The following is a 22,352-nucleotide window of genomic DNA, read 5'->3' on the forward strand; positions in this document are numbered from 1 at the left end:
CTGGGCTCCTGCGGTTTTAAACTGCATGGGGCCCAGCTTTTTGGTGGGATCGCCACCGGTTTAAGGCACCGGTGTCAGATCGGCCGGTGTCTCAGGATTCAGCGGGGCGGTGGGCTCATCGACGAAGTCTGTCGGAGTGGGTTCCGATGGTGTGGTGGACTGATGTGTGTCCTCTGTCGGGGAACCGGATGTCGTCTGCTCGGGCTCGGTGGGTTCGGGAGTCGGCTCGACGGGGACCAGTGGAATGGTGCTGTCCTCCACATCCTCTGTCGTCGAGGTGTCCTCGCTGGTATCCGTGGTTTGAGGTGGCGTCACCTGTGGGTCGGTGGGCAGATCAGGAAGTGGAGGTTCCGGGGTCTGGGTGGTGGAGTCGCCTGATGTTTCGGAGCTGGTGGGGGTCGCCGATGTCGTGGGATCACCGGGCTCCTCGGATGGGGTTTGTGCGGGAGCTGCGGCGGTGGTTCCCGGAACTGTCTGTCCGACGGGGCCGACTGGTTGTGGTGAGGTCGTACGCGCTGACGGTCCGCTCGGTCCGCCCGGGTTCACCTGTGCCGGAGGGGGTACGTAGGCATTGGGTGGAAGATAGGGGTCGGCGGTGTCCACAGCTGCAAGTGGCTTCTGGGTCCGCTCGGGGGCGGGGAGCAGATCAGTGCCCCCACCTGGGTTTTCATAGAGTGCAGGGGCTGGGGTGGTCGACGGGGTGCTGTGCATGGCAATATCAAGGGTGGGTCGGTCCGGGCTGGATGCCTGCCAGACAATGAGCCCCAGAGCTAAAGCGCCGATGCATCCAACGACGATGAAGGTGAGAGCTCTGTGCTTCTCAGATTTCATCCGCTGGTCCTCCGGTACGTCGTGGTCGAAATAAAGATTAAAGGTAACAAGTTAATAACGACAATATCACGTTCTCGCCTTAGTGCGTAGGTAGAAGGTGATAGAAATGTCGGAAAACTCTGAGGATCTTGCTTTCAACTGCGGAAATAAACAAGCTCGTGAGAAATAAACAATATTTGCGAAACATGATTGGAAAGGTTGGGAGACATGGGTGCATGGGATGATGCCATCCTCACTGAGGAGATCAACATCGATTACCTCGATGAGATTTCTGAACTTGAGGATGCCGAAATTCTCGAGGCCCTCGAAGATGCCTGTCTGCTGGTGATCAACCAGGACAAGGCCACCGAGGATGAACACCTCAACGGACAGGCAGCCGCCACCATCGCCGCCATCCTGTCCGGGGCGCCGTACTCCGCGGGTGAGGTGGTGGAGAATTACCCCTTCATCCGAGCCCTCATCGGAGAGGGATCTGAATCCCTCCGGGCGGCGGCAACCCGGGTACTGGAGGAATCTGATGTGGATTATGACCTCGAGGCCTACCTGGAAGCCTTGAGCTGACCTCACCACGCTCCCTGCGGATGCCCGCGTGAGCCTCACGGACACCGTTGATATCTGATCCACCTAGTAGAGTGGGCAACGGTTTTACTGATTCTTTTCACAAGTATTAAAAGGAGAGTGCCAGAATATGGCAAAGGTCACGGACTTCAAGGTCGCGGATCTGTCCCTCGCGGAAGCTGGTCGTCACCAGATCCGTCTCGCTGAGTACGAGATGCCGGGTCTGATGGAGCTGCGTAAGGAATATGCAGAGGAGCAGCCGCTGAAGGGTGCCCGCATCGCAGGTTCCATTCACATGACGGTGCAGACCGCTGTGCTGATTGAGACCCTGACCGCTCTCGGCGCAGAGGTCCGCTGGGCTTCCTGCAATATCTTCTCCACTCAGGATGAGGCCGCGGCAGCGATCGTCGTCGGCCAGGGCACCCCGGAGGATCCGAAGGGTGTTCCGGTATTCGCCTGGAAGGGTGAAACCCTGGATGAGTACTGGTGGTGCATCAACCAGATCTTCAGCTGGGAAGGTGAGCTGCCGAACATGATCCTCGATGATGGCGGCGATGCCACCATGGCTGTCATCCGTGGACGCGAGTATGAGAAGGCCGGCGTTGTTCCGCAGCCGGAGGACAATGACTCCGATGAGTACATCGCCTTCCTGGGCATGCTCCGCGAGGTTCTGGCCGTTGAGCCGAACAAGTGGACCGCCCTGGGTGAGTCCATCAAGGGTGTCACCGAGGAGACCACCACCGGTGTCCACCGTCTGTACCACTTCGCAGAGGAGGGCATCCTGCCCTTCCCGGCGATGAACGTCAACGATGCCGTGACCAAGTCCAAGTTCGACAATAAGTACGGCACCCGCCACTCCCTGATCGACGGCATCAACCGTGCCACCGACATGCTCATGGGTGGCAAGAACGTCCTGGTCTGTGGTTACGGCGATGTGGGCAAGGGCTGCGCCGAGGCTTTCGATGGCCAGGGCGCACGCGTCAAGGTCACTGAGGCCGACCCGATTAATGCCCTCCAGGCATTGATGGACGGCTACTCCGTGGTCACCGTGGATGAGGCGATCGGTGAGGCCGATATCATCATCACGGCCACCGGCAACAAGGACATCATCTCCTATGAGCAGATGCTGCAGATGAAGGACCACGCCCTGCTGGGCAACATCGGTCACTTCGACAATGAGATCGACATGCACTCCCTGTTCCACCGCGATGATGTCATCCGCACCAACATCAAGCCACAGGTGGATGAGTTCACGTTCACCAACGGCAAGTCCATCATCGTGCTGTCTGAGGGCCGTCTGCTCAACCTGGGCAACGCCACCGGACATCCCAGCTTCGTCATGTCCACTTCCTTCGCTGATCAGACGATCGCGCAGATCGAGCTGTTCCAGAACGACGGCAGGTACGCCAATGACGTCTACCGCCTGCCGAAGATTCTCGATGAGAAGGTCGCACGCATCCACGTCGAGGCGCTCGGCGGTAATCTCACCGAGATGACCAAGGAGCAGGCCGAGTACATCGGTGTCGATGTCGCAGGACCGTACAAGCCGGAGCACTACCGCTACTAATGATTGTCAGTATTGAGGGAATTGACGGCGCCGGAAAGAACACCCTGGTCCGTGCGCTGACCGAGCGTATTGATGCTCGCGTGATCTCCTTCCCGCGCTATGGCACGTCGATCCACGCCCAACTGGCCGCGGAGGCTCTCCACGGCCGGATGGGTGACCTCACTGACAGCGCTTATGCGATGGCGACCCTGTTCGCCCTGGACCGCCACGGCGCCCACGCGGAGCTGACTGCGCCGGGTCTGCTGTTGCTCGACCGGTATGTCGCCTCCAACGCCGCCTATACCGCGGCCCGTTTGCTTGACGACGCCGCGGCCACCTGGGTGGCTGAGCTTGAATTCGGGCGTCTGGCTCTGCCGCGCCCCGTGCTCCAGGTACTCCTGGACACCCCTGCGGACCTTGCGCAGGAACGGGCCAGGCGTCGAGAAGCGATTGATGCGTCCCGCACCCGGGACCGCTATGAGGCGGACTCCGGTCTCCAGGAACGCACCGCCGCCCAGTACCGCCGCCTGGCGGCAAAAGGGTGGGAGTCGCCGTGGATCGTGGCTGCCCCCGAAGACGACCCCGGCCACGTTGCAGCCAGAATCGTCGACTTTATAGATAACATGAGTTAACCCATCTATCCGGAAGGTTTGACATGCCGCAGAAAATTCTTGTCGTCGATGATGATCCCGCGATCTCCGAGATGTTGACCATCGTGCTCAGCGCCGAGGGTTTCGATACCGTCGCCGTCACCGACGGCGCCCTCGCCGTGGAGACCGCACTGCGCGAGCACCCCGATCTCATCCTTCTGGACCTGATGCTTCCCGGCATGAACGGCATTGACATCTGCCGGTCCATCCGTCAGGATTCCGCCGTCCCGATCATCATGCTCACCGCCAAGACCGACACCGTTGACGTGGTGCTCGGCCTGGAATCCGGTGCTGATGATTATGTGAACAAGCCCTTCAAGGCCAAAGAACTCGTCGCGCGCATCCGTGCACGCCTGCGCCGCACCGATGATGAGCCCGCCGAGACCCTCGAGGTTGGCGATCTCACCATCGATGTTCCAGGCCACACCGTCAAACGGGGCAATGAGGAAATCTCGCTCACCCCGCTGGAATTTGATCTCCTGCTGGAGCTGGCCCGCAAACCGCAGCAGGTATTCACCCGTGAGGAACTTCTGGGTAAAGTGTGGGGATATCGTCACGCATCCGATACCCGCCTGGTCAATGTGCATGTGCAGCGGCTGCGCGCGAAGATCGAGAAGGATCCGGAGAACCCACAGATCGTGCTCACCGTTCGAGGTGTCGGTTATAAGACCGGAAACGTTGAATAACCACACATTGAAGGGATAATTTTCCAATTCTGACCTGGTTCAAGCGGCTTCGTCACCGCTTCATGGACAAATGGCGGACCTCCCTGCAGGTCCGTGTCCTCGGCTCGATCTTCACGGCGTCGGCTGTGGTGATGCTCCTGCTCGCCTTGGGCATGCTCACCGTATTCACCCAGCGGCTCGTGGACCAGAAGATCGACATCGCAGGCTCAGAGATTGACCGTGCCCGCGTGGTGGTGGAGGAGCAGATCGCTGCCTCCGGCGCCTCAAGTTCGATCCAGCTGCGGTTGAATGCCGCACGTGCCGGTCTGGCCAGCCTGGGCAGCAGTGGCTCGGGGGCGGATGTCACCGCGGTCTATGAACCGGTGGTGCTGGTTAATTCCGAGGACATAGTGGTCTCCCCGGAGGGGTATCACATTCCGGACAGGCTCCGTTATTTCGTGTCGGAGAACCAGGTGTCTTACCAGTTCACCACGATCGATCAGGGGGGAGGGGAATCCTATAACGCGCTGATCGTCGGCACCCCCACCGACAGCGACATCCCTGATCTCCAGGTGTATCTGGTCTTCTCGATGGAAAACGACGAGGCCTCCCTCGCCCTCATGCGGGGTCTGTTGTCGGCCGCACTCGTGGTCGTGGTGGTTCTGCTGGTGGGTATCGCCTGGTTGGCCACCCAGCAGGTCACCGCTCCGGTGCGCTCCGCCAGCCGCATTGCGGAACGCTTCGCCCAGGGCAAACTGCGGGAACGCATGGTGGTCGATGGCGAAGACGAGATGGCACGCCTGGCCATGAGCTTCAACGCCATGGCGAAATCACTGTCCGCACAGATCAAACAGCTGGAGGAGTACGGCAACCTGCAACGGCAGTTCACCTCTGATGTATCGCACGAACTTCGGACACCACTGACCACCGTGCGCATGGCGGCGGATCTCATCGCGGATAACTCCGATGAACTCTCGCCGGCCGCCCGACGCGCCAGCGAACTCATGACCAGGGAACTGGATCGCTTCGAAGCTCTCCTCGGTGATCTGCTTGAGATCTCCCGACACGATGCCGGTGTGGCGGATCTGTCCACCACACAACATGATGCCCGCGGTCCGGTGAACTCCGCCATCCAGCAGGTCGCGGTGCTCGCGGGGGAACTCGATGTGCCCCTCGATGTCGAACTCCCCGATGACCCGGTCATGATCAACGGTGACTCCAGACGCATCGAACGCATCATCCGCAACCTGGTGGCCAACGCCATTGATCACGCCCGGGGCAATCCCGTGCACATCCTCCTGGCCTCCAACGACGATGCCATCGCGATCACCGTCACCGACCAGGGGGTGGGACTGAAGGAAGGTCAGGAGGAATTGGTTTTCAACCGCTTCTGGCGTGCCGATCCCTCCCGTGTCCGTCATTCCGGTGGCACAGGACTGGGACTGGCGATCTCCCGTGAGGATGCGATCCTCCACGGAGGAAGCCTCGATGCCGCCGGTAATCTCGGCGTGGGTTCCATGTTCCGTCTCGTCATCCCCCGTGAACCCCACGGCCATTACCGCACAGCACCCCTGGAACTCATTGCACCACAACAACCCCGGGAGGTGGAGGCCTGATGCTCCGCATCATGAAGCGCGCGGACCTGACCAGACTCATCGCGGCACTGTCCGCCACGGTTCTGCTGGCGGGATGTTCCACGCTGCCCCGTGACACCGATCCCCAGGTCCTGAGGTCCTTCGATGTGGCGGATAGTCCCATTGAGGTGGCCGGACCCACCCCGGGGGCGGATCCGGATATTCTGCTGCGCAATTTCTTCTCCGCCGGGGCGTTCCCTTCCCAGCAGTACCAGGCATCCCGTGCCTACCTCACCGAGTCTGCCAGCCGGGAGTGGAATCCCTCTGTGATCACCCGGATCCTGGAACGTATCGACCTCAATACCCAGCCGGGTTCCACCGCGGATGAACGTCGCATTGTCATCCGAGGCACCCAGGTTGGCACCCTGGGCAGTGGAGGCGTCTATCAGGCGGAGGACTCCAGCTATGAGGCGGAGATCGTGATGCGCCGGGTTGATGATGAATGGCGCATTGACGATCTTCCTGATGGTGTGGTGCTGGAACGCACCGAGATGCGCAACCACTATTCGCCACGGGATCTCTATTTCTTCGACCTGTCCGGCCAGGTGCTGGTGGGGGACAGGCGGTGGATCTACAACGGGGTGCAGGCCCTGGATACGACCTTGATGTCGCTGCTGGTCACCGGACCCTCCCAGCAGTTGGAACCCGGTGTGGTCAATCAACTGCCACCCGGCGCGTCCTTCGTCGGGCTCAATGAGGGCTCCTATCAGTTCACCGGCTTCAGCACTCTCAGCGAGGAGGCCCGGTTGAGTTTTGCGGCCCAGGTGGTGTGGGCGCTCGCCAACGCGGATATCCCCGGCCCGTATTCCATCATGGCCGATGGTTCGCCGCTGATCGCTGATTTTCCGTTGCTGTCCATCGATGATGTCGCTGAATTCAATCCGGCGGCCTCCACCAATGCGGTGTCCACGCTGTTCACTCTGCGTGACGGCGTGATCTCGCGGGTCAGTTCCGGCACGGTCACTCCGTTGACCGGGTTCCTGGGTGAGGGTGGGATTGATTCAGCGGCCATCTCCACATCGGCGAATGTCGCCGCAGCGGTCAGGGGTGGCGACAGCCCGCGGCTGACCGTCGGTTCGCTTGAGGGAACCTACAGTGATGTTCTCACCGCGGACACCATCACCCGGCCCACCTTTGAGTATGCGGCCAATGCCATCTGGGTGGTGGTCGACGGTGATACCCCGGTGCGGGTGACCCGTTCGGCCACGACCCGCGAACTGGTCCAGGCGGAGGCGGACATCGCCCTGCCCGTCGGGGCAGCAGGGGCGATCTCAGAGTTCCAGCTCTCCAGGACGGGAACCCGCGTGGCCATGATCATGGACGGCCGGGTGTATGTGGGTGTGATCACCAGACCCGGGCCGGCGGAGCGACGCATCACCAACATCGTTGAGGTCGCCCCCTCACTGGCAGGCACCGCACTGAGCCTGACCTGGCGACAGGACGGATCACTGCTGGTGGGCACCTCCATGCCGGAAATGCCGATCTGGCGTGTTGAGATGGACGGCTCTGCAACCAGTGCGTTGCCCAGCGGCAACCTGTCCGCCCCGGTGGTGTCCGTCGCAAGTTCCGCGTCCACCATCTACGCCACGGATTTCCATGCGCTGCTCCACCTCCCTGCGTCTGACACCACGATCTGGCGTGAGGTGCCGGGGCTGTTGGGCGTGCGCTCCGCCGCGATCGTGGCCTACTGACGTGGAGCTGCTGCTTCCGGTGACGTGCGCCGGTTGTGGCGCACCCGGGGCGGCGTTGTGTGTGACCTGCCGGGAGGTGTGGCGTGCCACGCCCCAGCGGGTGTCGGTGGATGTGGATTTTCCGGTGTGGTCACTGTCTCCCTATGACGGTCCGCACCGGAAGGTGATGATCGCGATGAAGGAGCGGGGACGGCGCGACGTGGCCGCGCATGTTGGGGCGGTGATACGGGCGTCGATAAGCTTTTTGGTCGCGCATGGCGACATCGAACCCACCGTGCACCTGGTGCCGGCGCCCACCCGCGCGCGTTCCCGGCGTCTCCGGGGCGGCGATCCGGTGGAGCGGGTGTGTGTTCAGACAGGCTTATCGACGTCCACCTGTCTCCGCATCGATTCCTCCAGCCCGGATTCGGTTGGTCTCGGACGTGAGGAGCGCCGACGCAGTCTCCGCGTCGAATTGATCAGGGTTCCGCCCTCGCCGGTGCTGCTCATCGACGACGTTGTGACCACGGGGGCGACGCTCTCGGCTTCGGTGAACAGTTTGAGAACAGCAGGTGTGCAGGTCAGGGGAGCATTAACCTTTTGCCATGCATAAATAGGGGCCCCGGTTGGCACGATGGTTATGACCAGAAGTAATATAAAGAGTGAAGTTGATCCCGTCATCACCGTGGAAGTAATCCCACTCACACGAAAGTGATGACCAATACTGGGAGGAGAAGTAGCGTGACTACACCTGCTGACACCAACGACACCTTGAGCCCTGACACCCAGGTGAGCATTACAGGACGAAACGTTGAGGTACCTGAGCACTTCGCAGAGCGAGTGCACAAGAAGCTGGCAAAGATTGAGCGCCTCGATTCGACCCTGACCTTCTTCCACGTCGAGCTCCAGCACGAGCCGAACCCACGTCGCGCCGATGAGAGCGACCGCATCCAGATCACCGCCACCGGCAAGGGCCACATCGCCCGTGCGGAGGCAAAGGAAGACAGCTTCTACGCTGCACTGGAAACCGCGCTGGCCAAGATGGAGCGCTCACTGCGCAAGGTCAAGGCGCGCCGCAGCATTTCCCGTTCCGGACACCGCGCGCCCCTGAGCACCGGTGAACTCGGAGCGCAGCTTGTGGCAGAGTCCCAGGAAGCACGTGGTGCGAACGATCTGGGTAAGTACGATGTTGACCCATACGCGGACCAGATCGACGAGGTGGTTCCAGGTCAGGTCGTACGTACCAAGGAGCACCCCGCCACCCCGATGAGCGTGGATGATGCGCTGTCCGAGATGGAACTGGTCGGCCATGATTTCTACCTCTTCGTCAATGAGGAGACTCAGCAGCCGTCGGTTGTCTACCGTCGTCATGCATTCGACTACGGCTTGATTTCCCTGGCCGCAAACGAATAATCCTAGTCGTATTTCCGTCTAGGTAACCTTTACCCGCCACCCACATTCCGTGGGTGGCGGGTACTGTGTTTCAAAGGAACCGTGCGTACACTGTAGGTTCATTATCAAATTTCCGTATCGCTATCAATAAGGACGACTGCTCGTGTTTGGATTGTCCAAGATGCTCCGCGTCGGCGAAGGCCGTGCCGTGAAGCGACTCCAGAAGATCGCTGACCAGGTCATCGCACTCGAAGACCAGTATGCCAACCTCACCGATGAGGAGCTCAAGGCCAAGACCGGAGAGTTCAAGGAACGACTCAGTAAGGGCGAAACCCTTGATGATCTCTTCCTGGATGCTTTCGCCACCGCCCGCGAAGCCTCCTGGCGTGTTCTGGGCCAGAAGCACTACAAGGTGCAGATCATGGGTGGTGCAGCTCTGCACTTCGGAAACGTGGCAGAGATGCGCACCGGTGAAGGCAAGACCCTGACCTGTGTGCTTCCCGCCTACCTCAATGCCCTCGAAGGCAAGGGCGTCCACGTGGTCACGGTCAATGACTACCTTGCCAAGCGCGACGCCGAATGGATGGGACGTGTCCACCGCTGGCTGGGGCTCTCCGTTGGCGTGATCCTCTCCGAGCTGCGCCCCGCCGAGCGCAAGGCCGCCTATGACTGCGATATCACCTACGGCACCAACAACGAGCTGGGTTTTGATTACCTGCGTGACAACATGGCCCGGTCCCTCAATGACCTGGTCCAGCGTGGTCACCGCTACGCCATCGTGGATGAGGTTGACTCCATCCTCATCGATGAGGCCCGAACCCCACTGATCATCTCCGGCCCTGTCGACGGAACCTCCCAGTGGTACAACGTCTTCGCACAGATCGTCCCGCAGCTGACCAAGGACATCCACTTCGAGGTGGACCACCGTAAGAAGACAGTGGGCATCAAGGAAGACGGCGTGGAGAAGGTCGAGGACCTCCTCGGCATTGACAACCTCTACGCCCCCGAGCACTCCCAGCTGGTCAGCTACCTCAACAACGCCATCAAGGCGGAGGAGCTCTTCGAACGCGACAAGGACTACATCGTCCGAAACGGCGAAGTAATGATCGTTGACGGCTTCACCGGCCGTGTCCTGGCGGGTCGCCGCTACAACGAGGGCATGCACCAGGCCATCGAGGCCAAGGAACGCGTGGAGATCAAAAACGAGAACCAGACCCTGGCCACCGTCACCCTCCAGAACTACTTCCGCCTCTACAACAAGCTGGCAGGCATGACCGGTACCGCCGAAACCGAGGCCGCCGAGCTCCACCAGATCTACAAACTCGACGTCATCCAGATCCCCACCAACCGTGGCAACCAGCGCGATGACCTCACCGACCTGGTGTACAAGACCCAGGAAGCCAAGTTCGCAGCTGTGGTCGATGACATTGCCGAACGCATCGAGCAGGGACAACCCGTCCTGGTTGGTACCGTTTCCGTCGAACGCTCCGAGTACCTCTCCCAGCTGCTGACCCGCCGTGGCATCAAACACAACGTGCTCAACGCCAAGCACCACGAGCAGGAAGCGCAGATCGTCGCGCAGGCCGGTCTGCCCGGCGCCGTCACCGTGGCCACCAACATGGCAGGCCGTGGAACCGACATCGTGCTCGGTGGCAACCCCGACATCCTCCTCGACATCAGACTGCGTGATCGTGGCCTTGATCCCTTCGAGGATGAGGAAGCCTACCAGGCGGCCTGGGATGAAGAACTGCCGAAGATGAAGAAGCGCTGCGAGGAGCGCGCCGAAGAGGTACGCGCCGCAGGTGGTCTCTACGTGCTGGGCACCGAACGCCACGAATCCCGACGCATCGACAACCAGCTCCGAGGCCGCGCCGGCCGACAGGGCGACCCGGGAGCCACCCGTTTCTACCTCTCCATGCGTGATGACCTCATGGTCCGTTTCGTCGGCCCCACCATGGAAAACATGATGAACCGACTCAACGTTCCCGACGATGTCCCCATCGAATCCAAGACCGTCACCAACTCCATCAAGGGCGCACAGGCACAGGTGGAGAACCAGAACTTCGAGATGCGCAAAAACGTCCTGAAGTACGACGAAGTGATGAACGAACAGCGCAAGGTGATCTACGGTGAACGCCGCGAGATCCTCGAATCCGCCGACATCTCCCGATACATCAAGAACATGATCGAGGAGACCGTGTCCGCCTATGTCACCGCGGCGACCGCCAACGGTTATGTCGAGGACTGGGATCTGGACAAACTCTGGAATGCCCTCGAAGCGCTCTACGGCCCGACCTTCACCTGGCAGTCGCTTGTCGACGGTTCCGACTACGGAGCCCCCGGCGAGCTCTCCGCTGAGAACCTGCGCACCGCCCTCCTCGAAGACGCCAAGTCCGAGTACACCCGCCTCGAGCAGGTCGTGGCCGACCTCGGTGGCGAAGCGCAGATGCGCAACATCGAACGCATGGTCCTCATGCCCGTCATCGACCAGAAGTGGCGCGAACACCTCTACGAGATGGACTACCTCAAGGAAGGCATCGGCCTCCGTGCCATGGCCCAGCGTGACCCCCTGGTGGAATACCAGAAGGAAGGCGGAGACATGTTCAACGCCATGAAGGACGGCATCAAGGAAGAAACCGTCCGCCAGCTCTTCCTCATGCGCAAGCAGTTCATCAAGCAGGACGAGGAAGCAAACGCCTAACTTAAGACCCGGAAGTTAAGCATCCGCCATATGCCGTCTGACTCACTGAGCCGGGCGGCATAGGCCGTTGTGGACTCCCCGAAACGGACACTGCCGAACGCCTCAGCCACCGCACCGTTCATCTGGATATGGCACGAGATAAGCTTTGCGACGCCCACGTGCCCGGCCTTCTGCCGAGCGATGATGTGGGCACGCACCGGCGTATCAAATCGCCGGGGATGCAGCTGGGTGAGTGGACGCAATCCGAAAGCCGAATCCAACGCCACCCGAACCAACCCCGACACCTCCTTCGGAACCGGTTCCTTCTGCGGATGCGGAGCGGGAATCAGCTCCGGTACGAGATATTTCAAATGAGACAAACCAGGGATGGGTTGAAGCATGACAAAACTCCTTGAGACATTCAGCCCCAAGGCCCAGAGACAAACCACCCCACACCTGTGCGACAATCTTGAAACACAGAGTATGACTAATATGGCATGAGAATCACAAAAATGAAAGGGATAAAGTGCGCGGACTGATTGTTGATTACGCTGGAGTGCTTGACGGAACAGACGAGGACCAGCGACGCTGGAGAAACCTCTTCGCAGCGGCCAAGAAAAACGGAGTGGGAACCGCCGTTCTCAGCAACGACCCGGGTGGGCTCTCAGCAGCACCTATCCGTGATCTGGAGAACCAGGGCATCGTGGACAAGGTTCTTCTTTCCGGCGAGATCGGTGCCGAGAAGCCAGAAACCGAAGCCTTCCAGGCAGCTGCCGACGCATTGGATCTTCCCATGCGTGACTGCGTCCTCGTTGATGATTCCATCCTCAACGTCCGGGGTGCCGTGGAAAACGGCCTCGTTGGTGTGTACTACCAGCAGTTTGACCGGGCAATCGTGGAGATTGTCGGCCTTTTCGGGCTCGAAGGGGAATTCTAACCGTGCGAGTTTACATACCCGCCACTTTCAGTACTCTCTGCGGACTCAACGAATCCGGAGTCATCACTGCCCGCTCCGGATACGGCTTCGCCGTCACCCCGGCACTGACCGAGTTCTACATTGAAGGCGATGAGGAAGAAATCGCCCACGCGGCCTTTCAGGATGCAGCAGAAGCCTCACTCCGACTCCTGGCGATAGGCGATGAAGAACAGTTCCCATACCGCCGTGTTGTCGTCTCGGCCGATATCAACGAAAAGAACCTCACCTTCGTCCCAGAGAACGGCGAATCCGTGGTTAAGATCTCACCTGCACACGTCAACCTCGTCGACATCGCAGCCATCCACATCGATGTGGAAAGCTCCGAACCCGACACGAAGGCAGCCATCGAGGTCATCGACGCCTCAGATCTGGGTGAGGAAGACGCTGAACTCACCGTCGGAGACGCCCAGGATAACTTCATGGCCTGGTATGACCCCGAAGAGCTGCCCTTCCTCGTACAGCTCCTCTAGAGATCCCAGGCATCGTTACTGCGTAAAGCCCCCAGCAACGTCCTGACCGCCTCCACACGACGCCCAGAGGCACCCTCCAGCCGATCCAGTGCACACTCCGGATCTGCGGGAGGCCCCATATGGGTACATCCCCGGGGACAACTCTCCGCGGCAGAGGCCAAATCCTCAAAAACACCCACCACGGTATCGGCATCCACGTGAGCCAGACCGAAGGAACGAATTCCCGGGGTGTCGACGATCCAGCCGCCCTCAATTGGCAGCGCCACCGACTGCGTCGAAGTGTGTCGTCCCTTCCCCACACCAGACACCGACCCGGTTTCACGATCCGCATCCGGCACTAGACGGTTCACCAAGGTCGACTTACCCACTCCTGAATGGCCAATCAGCGCCGTCACGTGCCCTTCGACGACCTCCAACACTGGATCCAGGGGATCATCCACGCCGCACACCACAACCGGGACCTCAAGAGCCTCAAACTCAGCAGCGAATTCTTTCGGATCCGCAAGATCTGACTTTGTCAGACACAGGATTGGCTGAAGATTTCCTACGAATGCGGCGATGAGTGCGCGTTCCACGAACCCAGCCCTCGGCGGAGGATCCGCCACAGCGGAAACAATCAACAACTGATCGGCGTTGGCAACCACAATCCGCTCGTAGGGGTCAGTGTCATCCGCAGTACGACGGAGCACACTGGTGCGCTCCTCAAGTCGGATGATCCTGGCGAGCGTGCCAGGATTTCCTGAGGTATCGCCGACGATTCCGACACGGTCACCCACTTCGATTGCGGTACGGCCCAGTTCACGGGCTCGCATCGTGATGATCGCATCGGAGCGACCATCGAGCACCACTCCCCAGCGACCCCTGTCCTTGGTCACAACCATTCCCACCAGCGCATCCTCATGCGAAGGACGGTCTTTGGTACGGGGCCTGGTTCCTCTGCCCGGCCGAACCCTCACATCGGATTCGTCCCAGTGTTTCCTAGCCAACCATTTCCTCCCAGAGGTTTTCGAATCCCGGGAAGGTCTTCGAGGTGGTCTGGATATCCTCTACTTGCAGCCCTTCGACAACAAGGCCGATGATGGCACCAGCGGTGGCCATGCGGTGATCTGCGTATGATCGCCAGACGTTACTGGTCAACTGGGCAGGTTCAATATGCAAGCCATCTGGCAGTTCGGTGCATTTGCCCCCGAGCCGGTTGATCTCTGTGGTGAGAGCTTCCAGACGGTCAGTTTCATGACCTCGGAGATGCGCGATGCCAAACAGCCTGGACTCAGTTGTGGCCAGCGCAGCCAGGGCTGCGACAGTCGGGGAGAGCTCACCGATGTCGGACATGTCAATGTGGATACCCGTGAGCTCCACAGGTCCGGTGACTTCGAGATCAAAGGTGGAGCCGTTGGCAATGAGTTCTACTGAGCAACCCATTTCTTCGAGAATCGGGCGGATTGTGTCACCAGGCTGGGTGGTCACCTGAGGCCAATTCCTGATTGTGACGGTTCCCCGGGTTGCAGCTGCAGCAGCGAGGAAGGGCGTCGCATTGGACAGGTCAGGCTCAATTCGCCAGGTCCGGCCGAGGATCTCTCCTGGATGAACAACCCACTGGTTGGGAGTGACATCCACCCGGATTCCCACGTCGCGGAGCATCTCCACTGTCATCTCGATATGGGGCATGCTTGGAAGTCGGTCACCGGTGTGTTTGACTGTTACACCGTTTTTGAACCGTGGCGCCGATAGGAGTAGGCCGGAGACAAACTGTGAGGATCCAGAAGCATCAATCTCCACGATGCCGCCCTCCGGGATTCCGTCTGATGTGACGGTGAACGGCAGACTGTTATTGTCCACCTGGACCCCCAGGGCGCGGAGTGCTTCGAGGATGCTGGTCATAGGGCGGCTTCGAGCCTGCTCGTCGCCGTCAAAGGAGACCGGCCCATCAGCAAACGCTGCCACTGGTGGCACAAACCGCATGACGGTGCCTGCGAGACCGCATTCAACGGATCCTGTAGTCAACTCACTCGGAGGCTCAACCCGATAACGGTCTGGGGCTTCTTCAACGATTTTGACCCCGAGGCTTCGAAGTGCATCGGCCATCAGGTCTGTGTCACGACTGCGAAGCACACCGTGGATGGTTGAAGGCCCGGAAGCCAGCGCCGCCAGAATCAGGGCGCGGTTGGTAATGGACTTGGAACCAGGGATGACCTGGTTCCAGACGATGGGGCCACTCGCATGCGGGGCATCCCATATGGGCAGAGAAGAAGGCGTTTCGGTCACACAGTACATAATAGGGGGTATGTGCGGAAGATTTGTTTTGTTCACCACCAGTGCGTCCTTAATCGAGGCTGCTACTCAGGCGGTGGGGCGACCTGTCAGCGCTCCCCAGGGCACACCGGGACCTCGGTACAACCTCGCTCCAACCCAAATCGTGCCGATCGTTCGCCTTGGTGAGGAAGCCATGCTGGATCCTGCCCGGTGGGGGTTGTTCCCCCACTGGAAGAAGGATGATTCAGGCCCACCGTTGTTTAATGCCCGTGCTGAGACTATCGCAGAGAAACCCTCCTTCAGGGATGCTTTCAAGAAACAACGATGTGTGATTCCCATGGACGGGTACTACGAATGGCATGAGAAGAGGCCACATTATGTATCGCTGGGGGATGGGCTGATGTGGGCAGCAGGTTTGTGGGCAACGGGGTTGGATCAGTTGTCCGCAACGATGGTGACCACGGATTCAGTAGAGCCTTTGTCCTGGTTGCATCACCGTTTGCCACGCTTTCTCACCGCGGATGAGGTTGAACCCTGGCTTGCTGGGACAGCTGACGATGCTCGGGAGTTGTTGCACCCCACGCCAGTGGAATGGGTGGAACAACTGACGATCCGGGAAGTGTCGACGGATGTGGGCAATGTCCGACATGACCATGCTGGGTTGATTGGTTAGGCAGCGATTTTGCGGTCCATATAATCCCCGAAGCGTGTTCCCCAGGTTCTGTTGGGCCGGGACAGAGGGCCGTCCCCGCTTGATCGGAAGGGCAGTCCATCCAGGATGAAGAGGACTTCGCCATTGGGGAGTGGCGCTGCCTCGAGCCGGCCATCGGTCTTCATGTTGTGGTGGAATATGCAGAGGCACTGGAGATTCCATGGTGTGGTGGGGCCACCGTCCGCGAAGGGGATGATGTGGTCGATCTGGCAATTGGATGCGGATACAGTGCACCCGGGGACTCTGCACGTGAGATCTCGGCCGCGGACGTAGAGTTTCATCTCCTTGGTCGGGGAGTAGTCGGAGGTCTCCTCGAAAGCGATCGCCTCTATGTCTCGTGACGCTGTGATCTTGGTTTTCCAGTATTGAATTTGACTGTCGGTGAACCAGTCGCCACCCGCGAGAAATTCGGGTTCATCGCGGGTGCCATAGACGTTCATGGTCACCCCTGTCTGGATGTTGCCGGTGATCAACCCGGTGAATGCTTCGGCAGGGGTAATTTTCTGCTCTTTGACTATCCGGTTAATTGCTTCGTTGAAGACTGCAGCCCGGTCGGCGGTGACGGAGACAGAGATCCTGACCAGGCTGTCATGACGGGCGAAGCAGACACCTGTGTGCTGCTTGGTAGGGGGGTCATCCTCAGGAATTAGTTTGTCTCTTAAGCGGCGCAGCGTAGCTGCGATGGAACCGGGTTGTGGCAGCACCTGGTGCTGCATCCTGGGGGTCAGGTAGGAGGTGACGTGTTCGTCGAAAAGCTCAAGAAGCGTGGAAGGAACTTTGCTGAGCGCTCGGGTGATGGTGTTGAGGCGTGCCATATCGAGATGGTTGAGTTCTTCGATGAGAGCGGACAAACTGGGAAGTTTGGGGAGGAACCGGACAGTGAACAGAGAACTGGCAATGTATTTTCTTGGTATTCCGGTTCTGATATTTAATTTAAGAATGGTGGTGGCGAGGTCGTCTTTGTCATCAGGGAGTCGGAGTTGCCAGAAGCGCAGTTCACTCCGGTTGTTTTCGATGATTTCAGCGCTGAGATCATCGCCTGGATCGTTGACGCCGTAATAAAAGATGCTGGTCATGACCTGTTCCTTGCAGTAGGGGTTCTTGTACGTATGTTCTAACCCATGGGCAGGACATCGGGGGTATCTGTTTTGCGAACATAGTGCTCAGGCCCTTTTCTCCCCACCCCCGCGAGGTGAATAACCGGCTCAACGTAGAATGGACGACACGCGTTTTGAAAGGGGCCCCATGGCTGAAAACCGATCCGGCATAGTCGATGAAGATGAGCTGGCCACCCGCTTCGAGGAGCAGGCTCTACCTCTCCTAGATCAGCTTTACGGTGGTGCCCTCCGCATGACCCGCAACCCGGCGGATGCCGAAGATCTTGTCCAGGACACCTACATCAAGGCATTTCAGGCGTTTGCGAGTTTCAGGCCAGGGACCAACCTCAAAGCCTGGCTCTACCGAATCATGACCAATACATATATCAACATGTATCGGAAGAAGCAGCGGCAGCCAGCGCAGACACCGACCGAGGAGATCACCGACTATCAGCTCGTGGATACCTTCTCCCACACTTCAACCGGACTTGAATCCGCTGAGGTCGAGGCGCTGAAGAACCTTCCTGACGGTCAGATTGCCGATGCAATGAACGAACTCAGCCCCGAGTTCCGGATGGTGGTCTATTATGCCGATGTAGACGGACTTGCCTACAAGGAGATTGCGGAAATCATGGATATTCCTCTTGGGACCGTGATGTCCAGACTCCACCGTGGAAGAAAACAGCTTCGCGGGATGTTGAAAGAAGTAGCGCAAGAACAGGGGATCGGTTTGAACCATCCCGACATGAAAAAATCGTCGGAGGCGAAGAAATGACAGACAGCAATTGCGGATGCGGTTGTCCGCAGAATGATTGTGGCTGCTCCGAGTTCTACGACACCATGTACCTTCTACTCGATGACCAGCTCACTGCCGAAGAGTGCAGTAGGCTTCGGGCTCATGCAGCTGGGTGCCCGAAGTGCGCTCAGCTGCTCTCGGCAGAGGCTGAATTTCGGGATCTTCTGCGTAAATGCTGCTGCCCGCCGGCACCTGTCGAGTTGAGGCAGAGGATCTCGTACCAGATCAGGGTGGAGTACCGGAGAGGCTGAGTTTCCCGGCTCTGTGCCACCACGATTCCAGCAACTATCCCGAAAAGAAACCACCCGGAAGAGAAAGTTTCTCTTCCGGGTGGTTTTCTTTATTTAGGAATTTGGGCGCTTACCGTGGTTTGCGCCTTTCTTGCGACGATCCTTACGCTTACGTCCTCGCTTGCTCATGAGGTCCTCCTTTTTCTTAATGTTGATCAACCTACAACACATTAGTCGGTGCCCGTCAGGGGAACAAAGCTGAGGTCATAAGTTATACCGGTGGCGGTATGGGGTTATGAAGTTTTATATTTAATCCGGCGTTCCGGAACTTACCGTGTGATGAAATTATGTTGTTGCTTTACACTGCTGTTTTTACACTGCGACGCGAGCGCGACCACGGCCGCGGTTCTTACGACGCTTCAGTGCGCGACGTTCGTCTTCGCTCATGCCACCCCACACGCCGGCGTCCTGGCCGGTCTCAAGTGCCCATGCCAGGCACTGGGTGGTGACGGGGCAACGGTTGCACACCATCTTTGCGGATGCGATCTGGGCCAGTGCGGGACCAGAGTTGCCGACAGGGAAGAACAGCTCTGGGTCCTCTTCGCGGCATATTGCTTCGTGGCGCCAATCCATTTCGATAACTCCTTTTCGATAAAGCCTGTGGGTAATTTTCGGGCGCGCTACATAAGACCTTGAAAGGTCATTAATGGGTTTTAACAATCCCGGACATGGTTACAAGGACGCTGCTTGCGTCTCGTTGTTTACCTGGGGTTCATGTTGCGCTGCACCGAAGTTAAGAATCAGTTCCAACTGCGTTCTCTTTGGTACTTAGAAATCATGTCATGTACACCGAGCGTTGGCTAGACCTAAACCCCCTTTTGTGATCAAAGTCACCAGTAATATGCATATAATCGCACCGATAGGTGGAGGCTGCGTGGGCCGGATCACATTATTTGCCCCGTCTATCACTGCTGAATATTTCTTCTACCTGTGGTTTTGCACAAAGGGAAGGGAAAGAGGTCAAGCTCACACTGTCAAGTTCACATTCACTAAACGCAGAAACTAAAGTCATCTTGCGCTTTGCCTTAATGGATTTACTCCCGAGAAAGGTGTCTTATTAAAACTAAGAAACCCCTGGATAGGGTATGAGTGTTAAACCTGTATGGGTGAAGAGCAGGTAAACAGCTAGACTCATTTCACGTGACCTCTCCAATCGTGCCTCCCTCCATTCGCTGGGGCGGAATCATCGCCCTCATCCAGTCAGGTATCGGCCTGGCCTACGCATTCTTCCTTGTTTATCGGGAGATGACAGGACAGAAGGACCCGAGCATCGTCTACGAATCCACCGAAGCCAATACATGGGTGGGATACGGAACTGCCGCATTCTTCATGATCATCTTCGGAACTGTGTTCGCCGGCGCCATCAACATGATGATGGGCAGGCGCTGGGGGCGCGGGCCGATCATCATGTTGAACATCATCTTTTTCCCCGTCGCGTATTACATGTTCAGCGAGGGCCGGTATATCTGGGCTGTGATCGTCGCAGCGTCTGCAGTAGCCTGCATGGCGATGCTATTCAATGCCCGCTCGCTGCACTGGATGGCGAACCAGTATTAGACGGGCGTGCTCGGTTTGCCGTCAGGCCAAACCGACAAGCTCAGAACCACGCTTTTCGACGATTGCCCCTCCCGCAAGTCCCAGTGATACCTCACCGCTGTAGTCAGCGCGGTCCACAGGGATGGTGCGGAGAGTTTCGCCAGTATCCCAATCTGCTACAGCGATGCCATCAATCACTGGGTAGAGGAGCTGCCCGTCGATGGCGATGCCTGTTCCGAGAGCATCCTCCAGAATCGGACCAACAGCGAGTCTGTCCGGAGAGAAGAGCGTCAGGCGCTCACCGTCAAACCAGGACATGTGGTGAGGTAGATCGGCTGTCGCTGCATTGTGGGGGGCATCGGGCCAAATGGCTTCTTCGACCATCTGGCTATGCAGTGTTTCTCCCTCTTTGTTAAAAGAAATGATGGTGGGTGCGGGGTCATCCACGTAGACAGCAGCTGCTTGTTCGCCGATGGCCACTAGCCGGGCATCGGGAGCATCGATGCGGATATTCTGTGCAACCTCAGGGGCTCGTGAATCCTCAGGTGTTGTGGGCTGTAAGCGGAGGAAGGTGCTTCCGTCCGGGCAGGTTTCGGTGACTGCGAGGAGATCCTTGCGTGTCATGGCTGAGGAAATGGTGCACTGGGGGTGGGGTTGCTGGTCGGCTTCCTGTTTTGCGTCCACTTCGCCGTACTCAACCGTCCGGACAAGGTCGGATCGCCAGAGCTCCACCCGCTCGGTTCCCACGGTGCCCACGCGGTCATTGGATAGGAGAGGGGCAACTTCGTCGCTGGCAATGGCGCTGCGTGTGGCCTTGAATTGACCGCTGCTGACACTGATGGATATCGCATCTCCGCAGCCCATCCCGGTGCGGTAGGTGGCTATCGCTGCATCGAAGGCGGGGGACATGGTGCAGAGCTCTACATCACGTTCGTAGGTCCACAGCATGTCTCCATCGGGGGAGTACCCGTGGAGGGTGTTGCCGTCTGCGCCGATGATGACACCTCCGGTGATGGAGGGCATATGGTTTCCCGGCGTGGTGTCGGGTGCACGCCATGTCTCGTCAAGTGATGCCGGCACGGAAGTGAGTGCGATGCTGGCCACGAAGGGTTCAGGGGCACTGGTCAATTCAGATCCGCGGATGGGCGCGGTAAGCCAGACAGTGCCCACGGCCAGAACCGAGACGGTGCTGATGACAGCGGTGGCGATCAGATCGTTTCTGGTTCTCCGCAGTGGTGTGCCGGTCATCTGTATCTACTTCCTGCGACGGGGTGGACGTGCGGTGCTGCCGCCTCCGAGGACCTTTTGAGATGGCCCGACACGGTCAGTTGCGCCTTCGGGGATGTCCAGTGATTCATAGAGTTCTGGTGAGGTGGAGAACCACTGTGGCGGGCTGGGCTGGCCAAGTTGCAGTTCACTATCGATCGCTGTCCACTTGAGTAGTTCGTCGTATCCGACAAGGGTGACCGCGGTTCCGGTGTGACCTGCGCGTCCGGTTCGTCCGATCCGATGAACGTAGGTCATGGGATCGTCTGGAGTCTGATAGTTGATGACATGGGTGACATCATCGATATCGATTCCGCGGGCGGCGACATCCGTAGCCACGAGAATATCGATCTTGCCGCTGCGGAAGGCATTGAGTGAACGTTCTCGGGCAGGTTGACCCATGTCGCCGTGTACGGAACCCACGGTGAAGCCCCTCGCCGCGAGATCTTCGGCCACCTGAGCTGCGGTGCGTTTGGTTCGGGCGAAGATGATGGTTTTTCCACGTCCGCGAGCCTGCAGGATACGGGCGGTCACCGCTTCCTTGTCCATGCGGTGCGCTTGGAACACCACCTGCCGTGTGGATGCGTGTGTGGCGGAGGAATCTGCAGATTCTGCCCGGATATGGACGGGTTTCGTCAAAAAGCTGCGTGCAAGGGTGAGGATTGGGCCGGGCATGGTCGCGGAGAACAGCATGGTCTGGTGCTGGTGGGTGAGCGCTGTCATGATCTTCTCGATGTCCGGCAGGAACCCGAGGTCCAGCATCTCATCGGCTTCGTCCAGCACGAGAATAGCAACCTTATCCAGCCGCAGGGCCCCGCGTTGGAAGAGATCCAGGAGTCGACCAGGGGTTCCCACCACTACGTCGACACCGGTTTCCAGCGCGTCGATCTGCTCTTCATAGGGGGTGCCACCATAGAAGGTGAACACCTTGAGCGGAAGGTTGACCGCGGCGCGCTGGAGATCTTCGCCAACTTGGACGGCAAGTTCACGGGTGGGAACGATAACCAGGGCACGGGGTGTGCCGTCGATCTCATCGACATCGGCGGAGTCAAACACCCGATCAAGGAGGGGAACACCGAAACCATAGGTTTTTCCCATGCCGGTGCGCGCCTGCCCGATCAGGTCGTGCCCATCGAGCGCGATGGGAAGGGTGTACTCCTGGATCGCGAAAGTGTGGGAGATACCGAGGGCATCGAGAGCGTCGGTAATTTCTACTGCGACACCGAGCTCTGTGAACGTGGGGCGAGGGCTTTCAGAAGACACAACTTAGATACTATCGTTGCACGGTTACAATAGGGTCATTCCAAACATACGAGTCTTTTAGGAGAAG

The 22,352-nt window shown here is 58.9% G+C and carries 24 protein-coding genes; 15 read left to right on the forward strand and 9 right to left on the reverse strand.

The features are described from left to right. Positions 1-60: 60 nt before the first annotated feature. Positions 61-831, reverse strand: a complete 771-nt coding sequence (locus CFAEC_RS03205) for a hypothetical protein (RefSeq protein WP_290278759.1) — start codon at positions 829-831, stop codon at positions 61-63. 207 nt (positions 832-1,038) lie between these two features. Between CFAEC_RS03205 and CFAEC_RS03210 the strand changes: the two genes are divergently transcribed. The 9 genes from CFAEC_RS03210 to secA all read left to right on the forward strand — a co-directional run bounded on the left by CFAEC_RS03210 (position 1,039) and on the right by secA (position 11,647). Continuing rightward, on the forward strand, positions 1,039-1,392 hold the full coding sequence (locus tag CFAEC_RS03210) for a hypothetical protein (protein ID WP_290278761.1): 354 nt from the start codon (positions 1,039-1,041) through the stop codon (positions 1,390-1,392). A gap of 127 nt (positions 1,393-1,519) precedes the next feature. Further along, positions 1,520-2,956: an adenosylhomocysteinase gene (gene ahcY / locus CFAEC_RS03215; RefSeq protein WP_290278763.1), complete on the forward strand. Its 1,437-nt coding sequence runs from the start codon at positions 1,520-1,522 to the stop codon at positions 2,954-2,956. Further along, positions 2,956-3,567 (forward strand): dTMP kinase, encoded by a 612-nt coding sequence (locus CFAEC_RS03220; RefSeq protein ID WP_290278766.1) that lies wholly within the window; start codon positions 2,956-2,958, stop codon positions 3,565-3,567. Before ahcY ends, CFAEC_RS03220 begins: the two co-directional genes overlap by 1 nt. A gap of 23 nt (positions 3,568-3,590) precedes the next feature. Next, positions 3,591-4,271 carry an MtrAB system response regulator MtrA gene (gene mtrA / locus CFAEC_RS03225; protein ID WP_290278768.1) on the forward strand — a complete coding sequence of 227 codons (681 nt, stop codon included), beginning with the start codon at positions 3,591-3,593 and terminating at the stop codon, positions 4,269-4,271. A gap of 62 nt (positions 4,272-4,333) precedes the next feature. Beyond that, a complete protein-coding gene (gene mtrB / locus CFAEC_RS03230) occupies positions 4,334-5,866 on the forward strand; it encodes an MtrAB system histidine kinase MtrB (RefSeq protein WP_290278770.1) in 1,533 nt (510 codons plus the stop codon). Continuing rightward, entirely contained in the window at positions 5,866-7,575 is a 1,710-nt protein-coding gene (lpqB, locus tag CFAEC_RS03235; protein WP_290278772.1) for an MtrAB system accessory lipoprotein LpqB, read from the forward strand. The genes mtrB and lpqB overlap by 1 nt, the downstream gene beginning before the upstream one ends. A 1-nt stretch (position 7,576) precedes the next feature. After that, a complete protein-coding gene (locus tag CFAEC_RS03240; protein WP_290278773.1) occupies positions 7,577-8,167 on the forward strand; it encodes a ComF family protein in 591 nt (196 codons plus the stop codon). A gap of 128 nt (positions 8,168-8,295) precedes the next feature. Beyond that, positions 8,296-8,967, forward strand: coding sequence for a ribosome hibernation-promoting factor, HPF/YfiA family (gene hpf, locus CFAEC_RS03245; RefSeq protein ID WP_290278775.1), 672 nt, complete (start codon positions 8,296-8,298; stop codon positions 8,965-8,967). 142 nt (positions 8,968-9,109) lie between these two features. Beyond that, positions 9,110-11,647 carry a preprotein translocase subunit SecA gene (gene secA / locus CFAEC_RS03250; protein WP_290278776.1) on the forward strand — a complete coding sequence of 846 codons (2,538 nt, stop codon included), beginning with the start codon at positions 9,110-9,112 and terminating at the stop codon, positions 11,645-11,647. Here secA and CFAEC_RS03255 read toward each other — a convergent pair. Beyond that, positions 11,644-12,027, reverse strand: a complete 384-nt coding sequence (locus tag CFAEC_RS03255) for an Rv3235 family protein (protein WP_290278778.1) — start codon at positions 12,025-12,027, stop codon at positions 11,644-11,646. The two genes, secA and CFAEC_RS03255, sit on opposite strands and share 4 nt — an antisense overlap. 125 nt (positions 12,028-12,152) lie before the next feature. On the opposite strand from CFAEC_RS03255, the gene CFAEC_RS03260 reads away from it, so the two are divergent. Continuing rightward, complete coding sequence (locus CFAEC_RS03260) at positions 12,153-12,563, forward strand: HAD family hydrolase (RefSeq protein ID WP_290278779.1); 411 nt, start codon at positions 12,153-12,155, stop codon at positions 12,561-12,563. A gap of 2 nt (positions 12,564-12,565) precedes the next feature. Next, the gene (locus CFAEC_RS03265) at positions 12,566-13,072 is read left to right on the forward strand and encodes a DUF6912 family protein (RefSeq protein ID WP_290278780.1); all 507 of its coding nucleotides are present in this window, start codon (positions 12,566-12,568) and stop codon (positions 13,070-13,072) included. On the opposite strand, the gene rsgA is transcribed toward CFAEC_RS03265, so the two are convergent. Then, positions 13,069-14,058, reverse strand: coding sequence for a ribosome small subunit-dependent GTPase A (gene rsgA / locus CFAEC_RS03270; protein ID WP_290278782.1), 990 nt, complete (start codon positions 14,056-14,058; stop codon positions 13,069-13,071). The genes CFAEC_RS03265 and rsgA overlap by 4 nt on opposite strands. Continuing rightward, positions 14,051-15,346 (reverse strand): 3-phosphoshikimate 1-carboxyvinyltransferase, encoded by a 1,296-nt coding sequence (aroA, locus tag CFAEC_RS03275; RefSeq protein ID WP_290278783.1) that lies wholly within the window; start codon positions 15,344-15,346, stop codon positions 14,051-14,053. Before aroA ends, rsgA begins: the two co-directional genes overlap by 8 nt. Before the next feature lie 10 nt (positions 15,347-15,356). On the opposite strand from aroA, the gene CFAEC_RS03280 reads away from it, so the two are divergent. Continuing rightward, positions 15,357-15,998 carry an SOS response-associated peptidase gene (locus CFAEC_RS03280; protein ID WP_290278784.1) on the forward strand — a complete coding sequence of 214 codons (642 nt, stop codon included), beginning with the start codon at positions 15,357-15,359 and terminating at the stop codon, positions 15,996-15,998. On the opposite strand, the gene CFAEC_RS03285 is transcribed toward CFAEC_RS03280, so the two are convergent. After that, complete coding sequence (locus CFAEC_RS03285; RefSeq protein WP_290278786.1) at positions 15,995-17,113, reverse strand: HNH endonuclease signature motif containing protein; 1,119 nt, start codon at positions 17,111-17,113, stop codon at positions 15,995-15,997. The genes CFAEC_RS03280 and CFAEC_RS03285 overlap by 4 nt on opposite strands. 169 nt (positions 17,114-17,282) lie before the next feature. Here CFAEC_RS03285 and CFAEC_RS03290 point away from each other — a divergent pair, with 169 nt between their 5' ends. Next, positions 17,283-17,909, forward strand: a complete 627-nt coding sequence (locus CFAEC_RS03290) for a sigma-70 family RNA polymerase sigma factor (RefSeq protein WP_290278788.1) — start codon at positions 17,283-17,285, stop codon at positions 17,907-17,909. Beyond that, positions 17,906-18,181, forward strand: coding sequence for a mycothiol system anti-sigma-R factor (gene rsrA / locus CFAEC_RS03295; protein ID WP_290278790.1), 276 nt, complete (start codon positions 17,906-17,908; stop codon positions 18,179-18,181). Before CFAEC_RS03290 ends, rsrA begins: the two co-directional genes overlap by 4 nt. Before the next feature lie 93 nt (positions 18,182-18,274). Here rsrA and CFAEC_RS14315 read toward each other — a convergent pair whose 3' ends face one another. Continuing rightward, a complete protein-coding gene (locus CFAEC_RS14315; protein ID WP_096877815.1) occupies positions 18,275-18,349 on the reverse strand; it encodes a 50S ribosomal protein bL37 in 75 nt (24 codons plus the stop codon). 183 nt (positions 18,350-18,532) lie between these two features. Continuing rightward, a complete protein-coding gene (gene whcE, locus CFAEC_RS03300; protein ID WP_290278792.1) occupies positions 18,533-18,793 on the reverse strand; it encodes a WhiB family transcriptional regulator WhcE in 261 nt (86 codons plus the stop codon). 567 nt (positions 18,794-19,360) lie between these two features. On the opposite strand from whcE, the gene CFAEC_RS03305 reads away from it, so the two are divergent. Then, positions 19,361-19,777, forward strand: a complete 417-nt coding sequence (locus CFAEC_RS03305; RefSeq protein WP_290278794.1) for a hypothetical protein — start codon at positions 19,361-19,363, stop codon at positions 19,775-19,777. 21 nt (positions 19,778-19,798) lie between these two features. Here CFAEC_RS03305 and CFAEC_RS03310 read toward each other — a convergent pair whose 3' ends face one another. Together CFAEC_RS03310 and CFAEC_RS03315 are read right to left on the reverse strand one after the other, a co-directional pair. After that, positions 19,799-21,004 (reverse strand): Rv3212 family protein, encoded by a 1,206-nt coding sequence (locus tag CFAEC_RS03310; protein ID WP_290278796.1) that lies wholly within the window; start codon positions 21,002-21,004, stop codon positions 19,799-19,801. 6 nt (positions 21,005-21,010) lie between these two features. Beyond that, positions 21,011-22,285 (reverse strand): DEAD/DEAH box helicase, encoded by a 1,275-nt coding sequence (locus tag CFAEC_RS03315; protein WP_290278798.1) that lies wholly within the window; start codon positions 22,283-22,285, stop codon positions 21,011-21,013. Between the last annotated feature and the right edge of the window lie 67 nt (positions 22,286-22,352).

The sequence above is a fragment of the Corynebacterium faecale genome, assembly GCF_030408735.1.
Classification (GTDB): Bacteria; Actinomycetota; Actinomycetes; order Mycobacteriales; family Mycobacteriaceae; genus Corynebacterium; species Corynebacterium faecale.

Bases quoted from the DNA above. Each gene is read 5' to 3' on its own strand.
- CFAEC_RS03205 (WP_290278759.1), bottom strand. From the start codon at position 831: ATGAAATCTGAGAAGCACAGAGCTCTCACCTTCATCGTCGTTGGATGC.
- CFAEC_RS03210 (WP_290278761.1), top strand. From the start codon at position 1,039: ATGGGTGCATGGGATGATGCCATCCTCACTGAGGAGATCAACATCGAT.
- ahcY (WP_290278763.1), top strand. From the start codon at position 1,520: ATGGCAAAGGTCACGGACTTCAAGGTCGCGGATCTGTCCCTCGCGGAA.
- CFAEC_RS03220 (WP_290278766.1), top strand. From the start codon at position 2,956: ATGATTGTCAGTATTGAGGGAATTGACGGCGCCGGAAAGAACACCCTG.
- mtrA (WP_290278768.1), top strand. From the start codon at position 3,591: ATGCCGCAGAAAATTCTTGTCGTCGATGATGATCCCGCGATCTCCGAG.
- mtrB (WP_290278770.1), top strand. From the start codon at position 4,334: ATGGACAAATGGCGGACCTCCCTGCAGGTCCGTGTCCTCGGCTCGATC.
- lpqB (WP_290278772.1), top strand. From the start codon at position 5,866: ATGCTCCGCATCATGAAGCGCGCGGACCTGACCAGACTCATCGCGGCA.
- CFAEC_RS03255 (WP_290278778.1), bottom strand. From the start codon at position 12,027: ATGCTTCAACCCATCCCTGGTTTGTCTCATTTGAAATATCTCGTACCG.
- aroA (WP_290278783.1), bottom strand. From the start codon at position 15,346: ATGTACTGTGTGACCGAAACGCCTTCTTCTCTGCCCATATGGGATGCC.
- CFAEC_RS03280 (WP_290278784.1), top strand. From the start codon at position 15,357: ATGTGCGGAAGATTTGTTTTGTTCACCACCAGTGCGTCCTTAATCGAG.
- CFAEC_RS03285 (WP_290278786.1), bottom strand. From the start codon at position 17,113: ATGACCAGCATCTTTTATTACGGCGTCAACGATCCAGGCGATGATCTC.
- CFAEC_RS03290 (WP_290278788.1), top strand. From the start codon at position 17,283: ATGGCTGAAAACCGATCCGGCATAGTCGATGAAGATGAGCTGGCCACC.
- rsrA (WP_290278790.1), top strand. From the start codon at position 17,906: ATGACAGACAGCAATTGCGGATGCGGTTGTCCGCAGAATGATTGTGGC.
- whcE (WP_290278792.1), bottom strand. From the start codon at position 18,793: ATGGATTGGCGCCACGAAGCAATATGCCGCGAAGAGGACCCAGAGCTG.
- CFAEC_RS03310 (WP_290278796.1), bottom strand. From the start codon at position 21,004: ATGACCGGCACACCACTGCGGAGAACCAGAAACGATCTGATCGCCACC.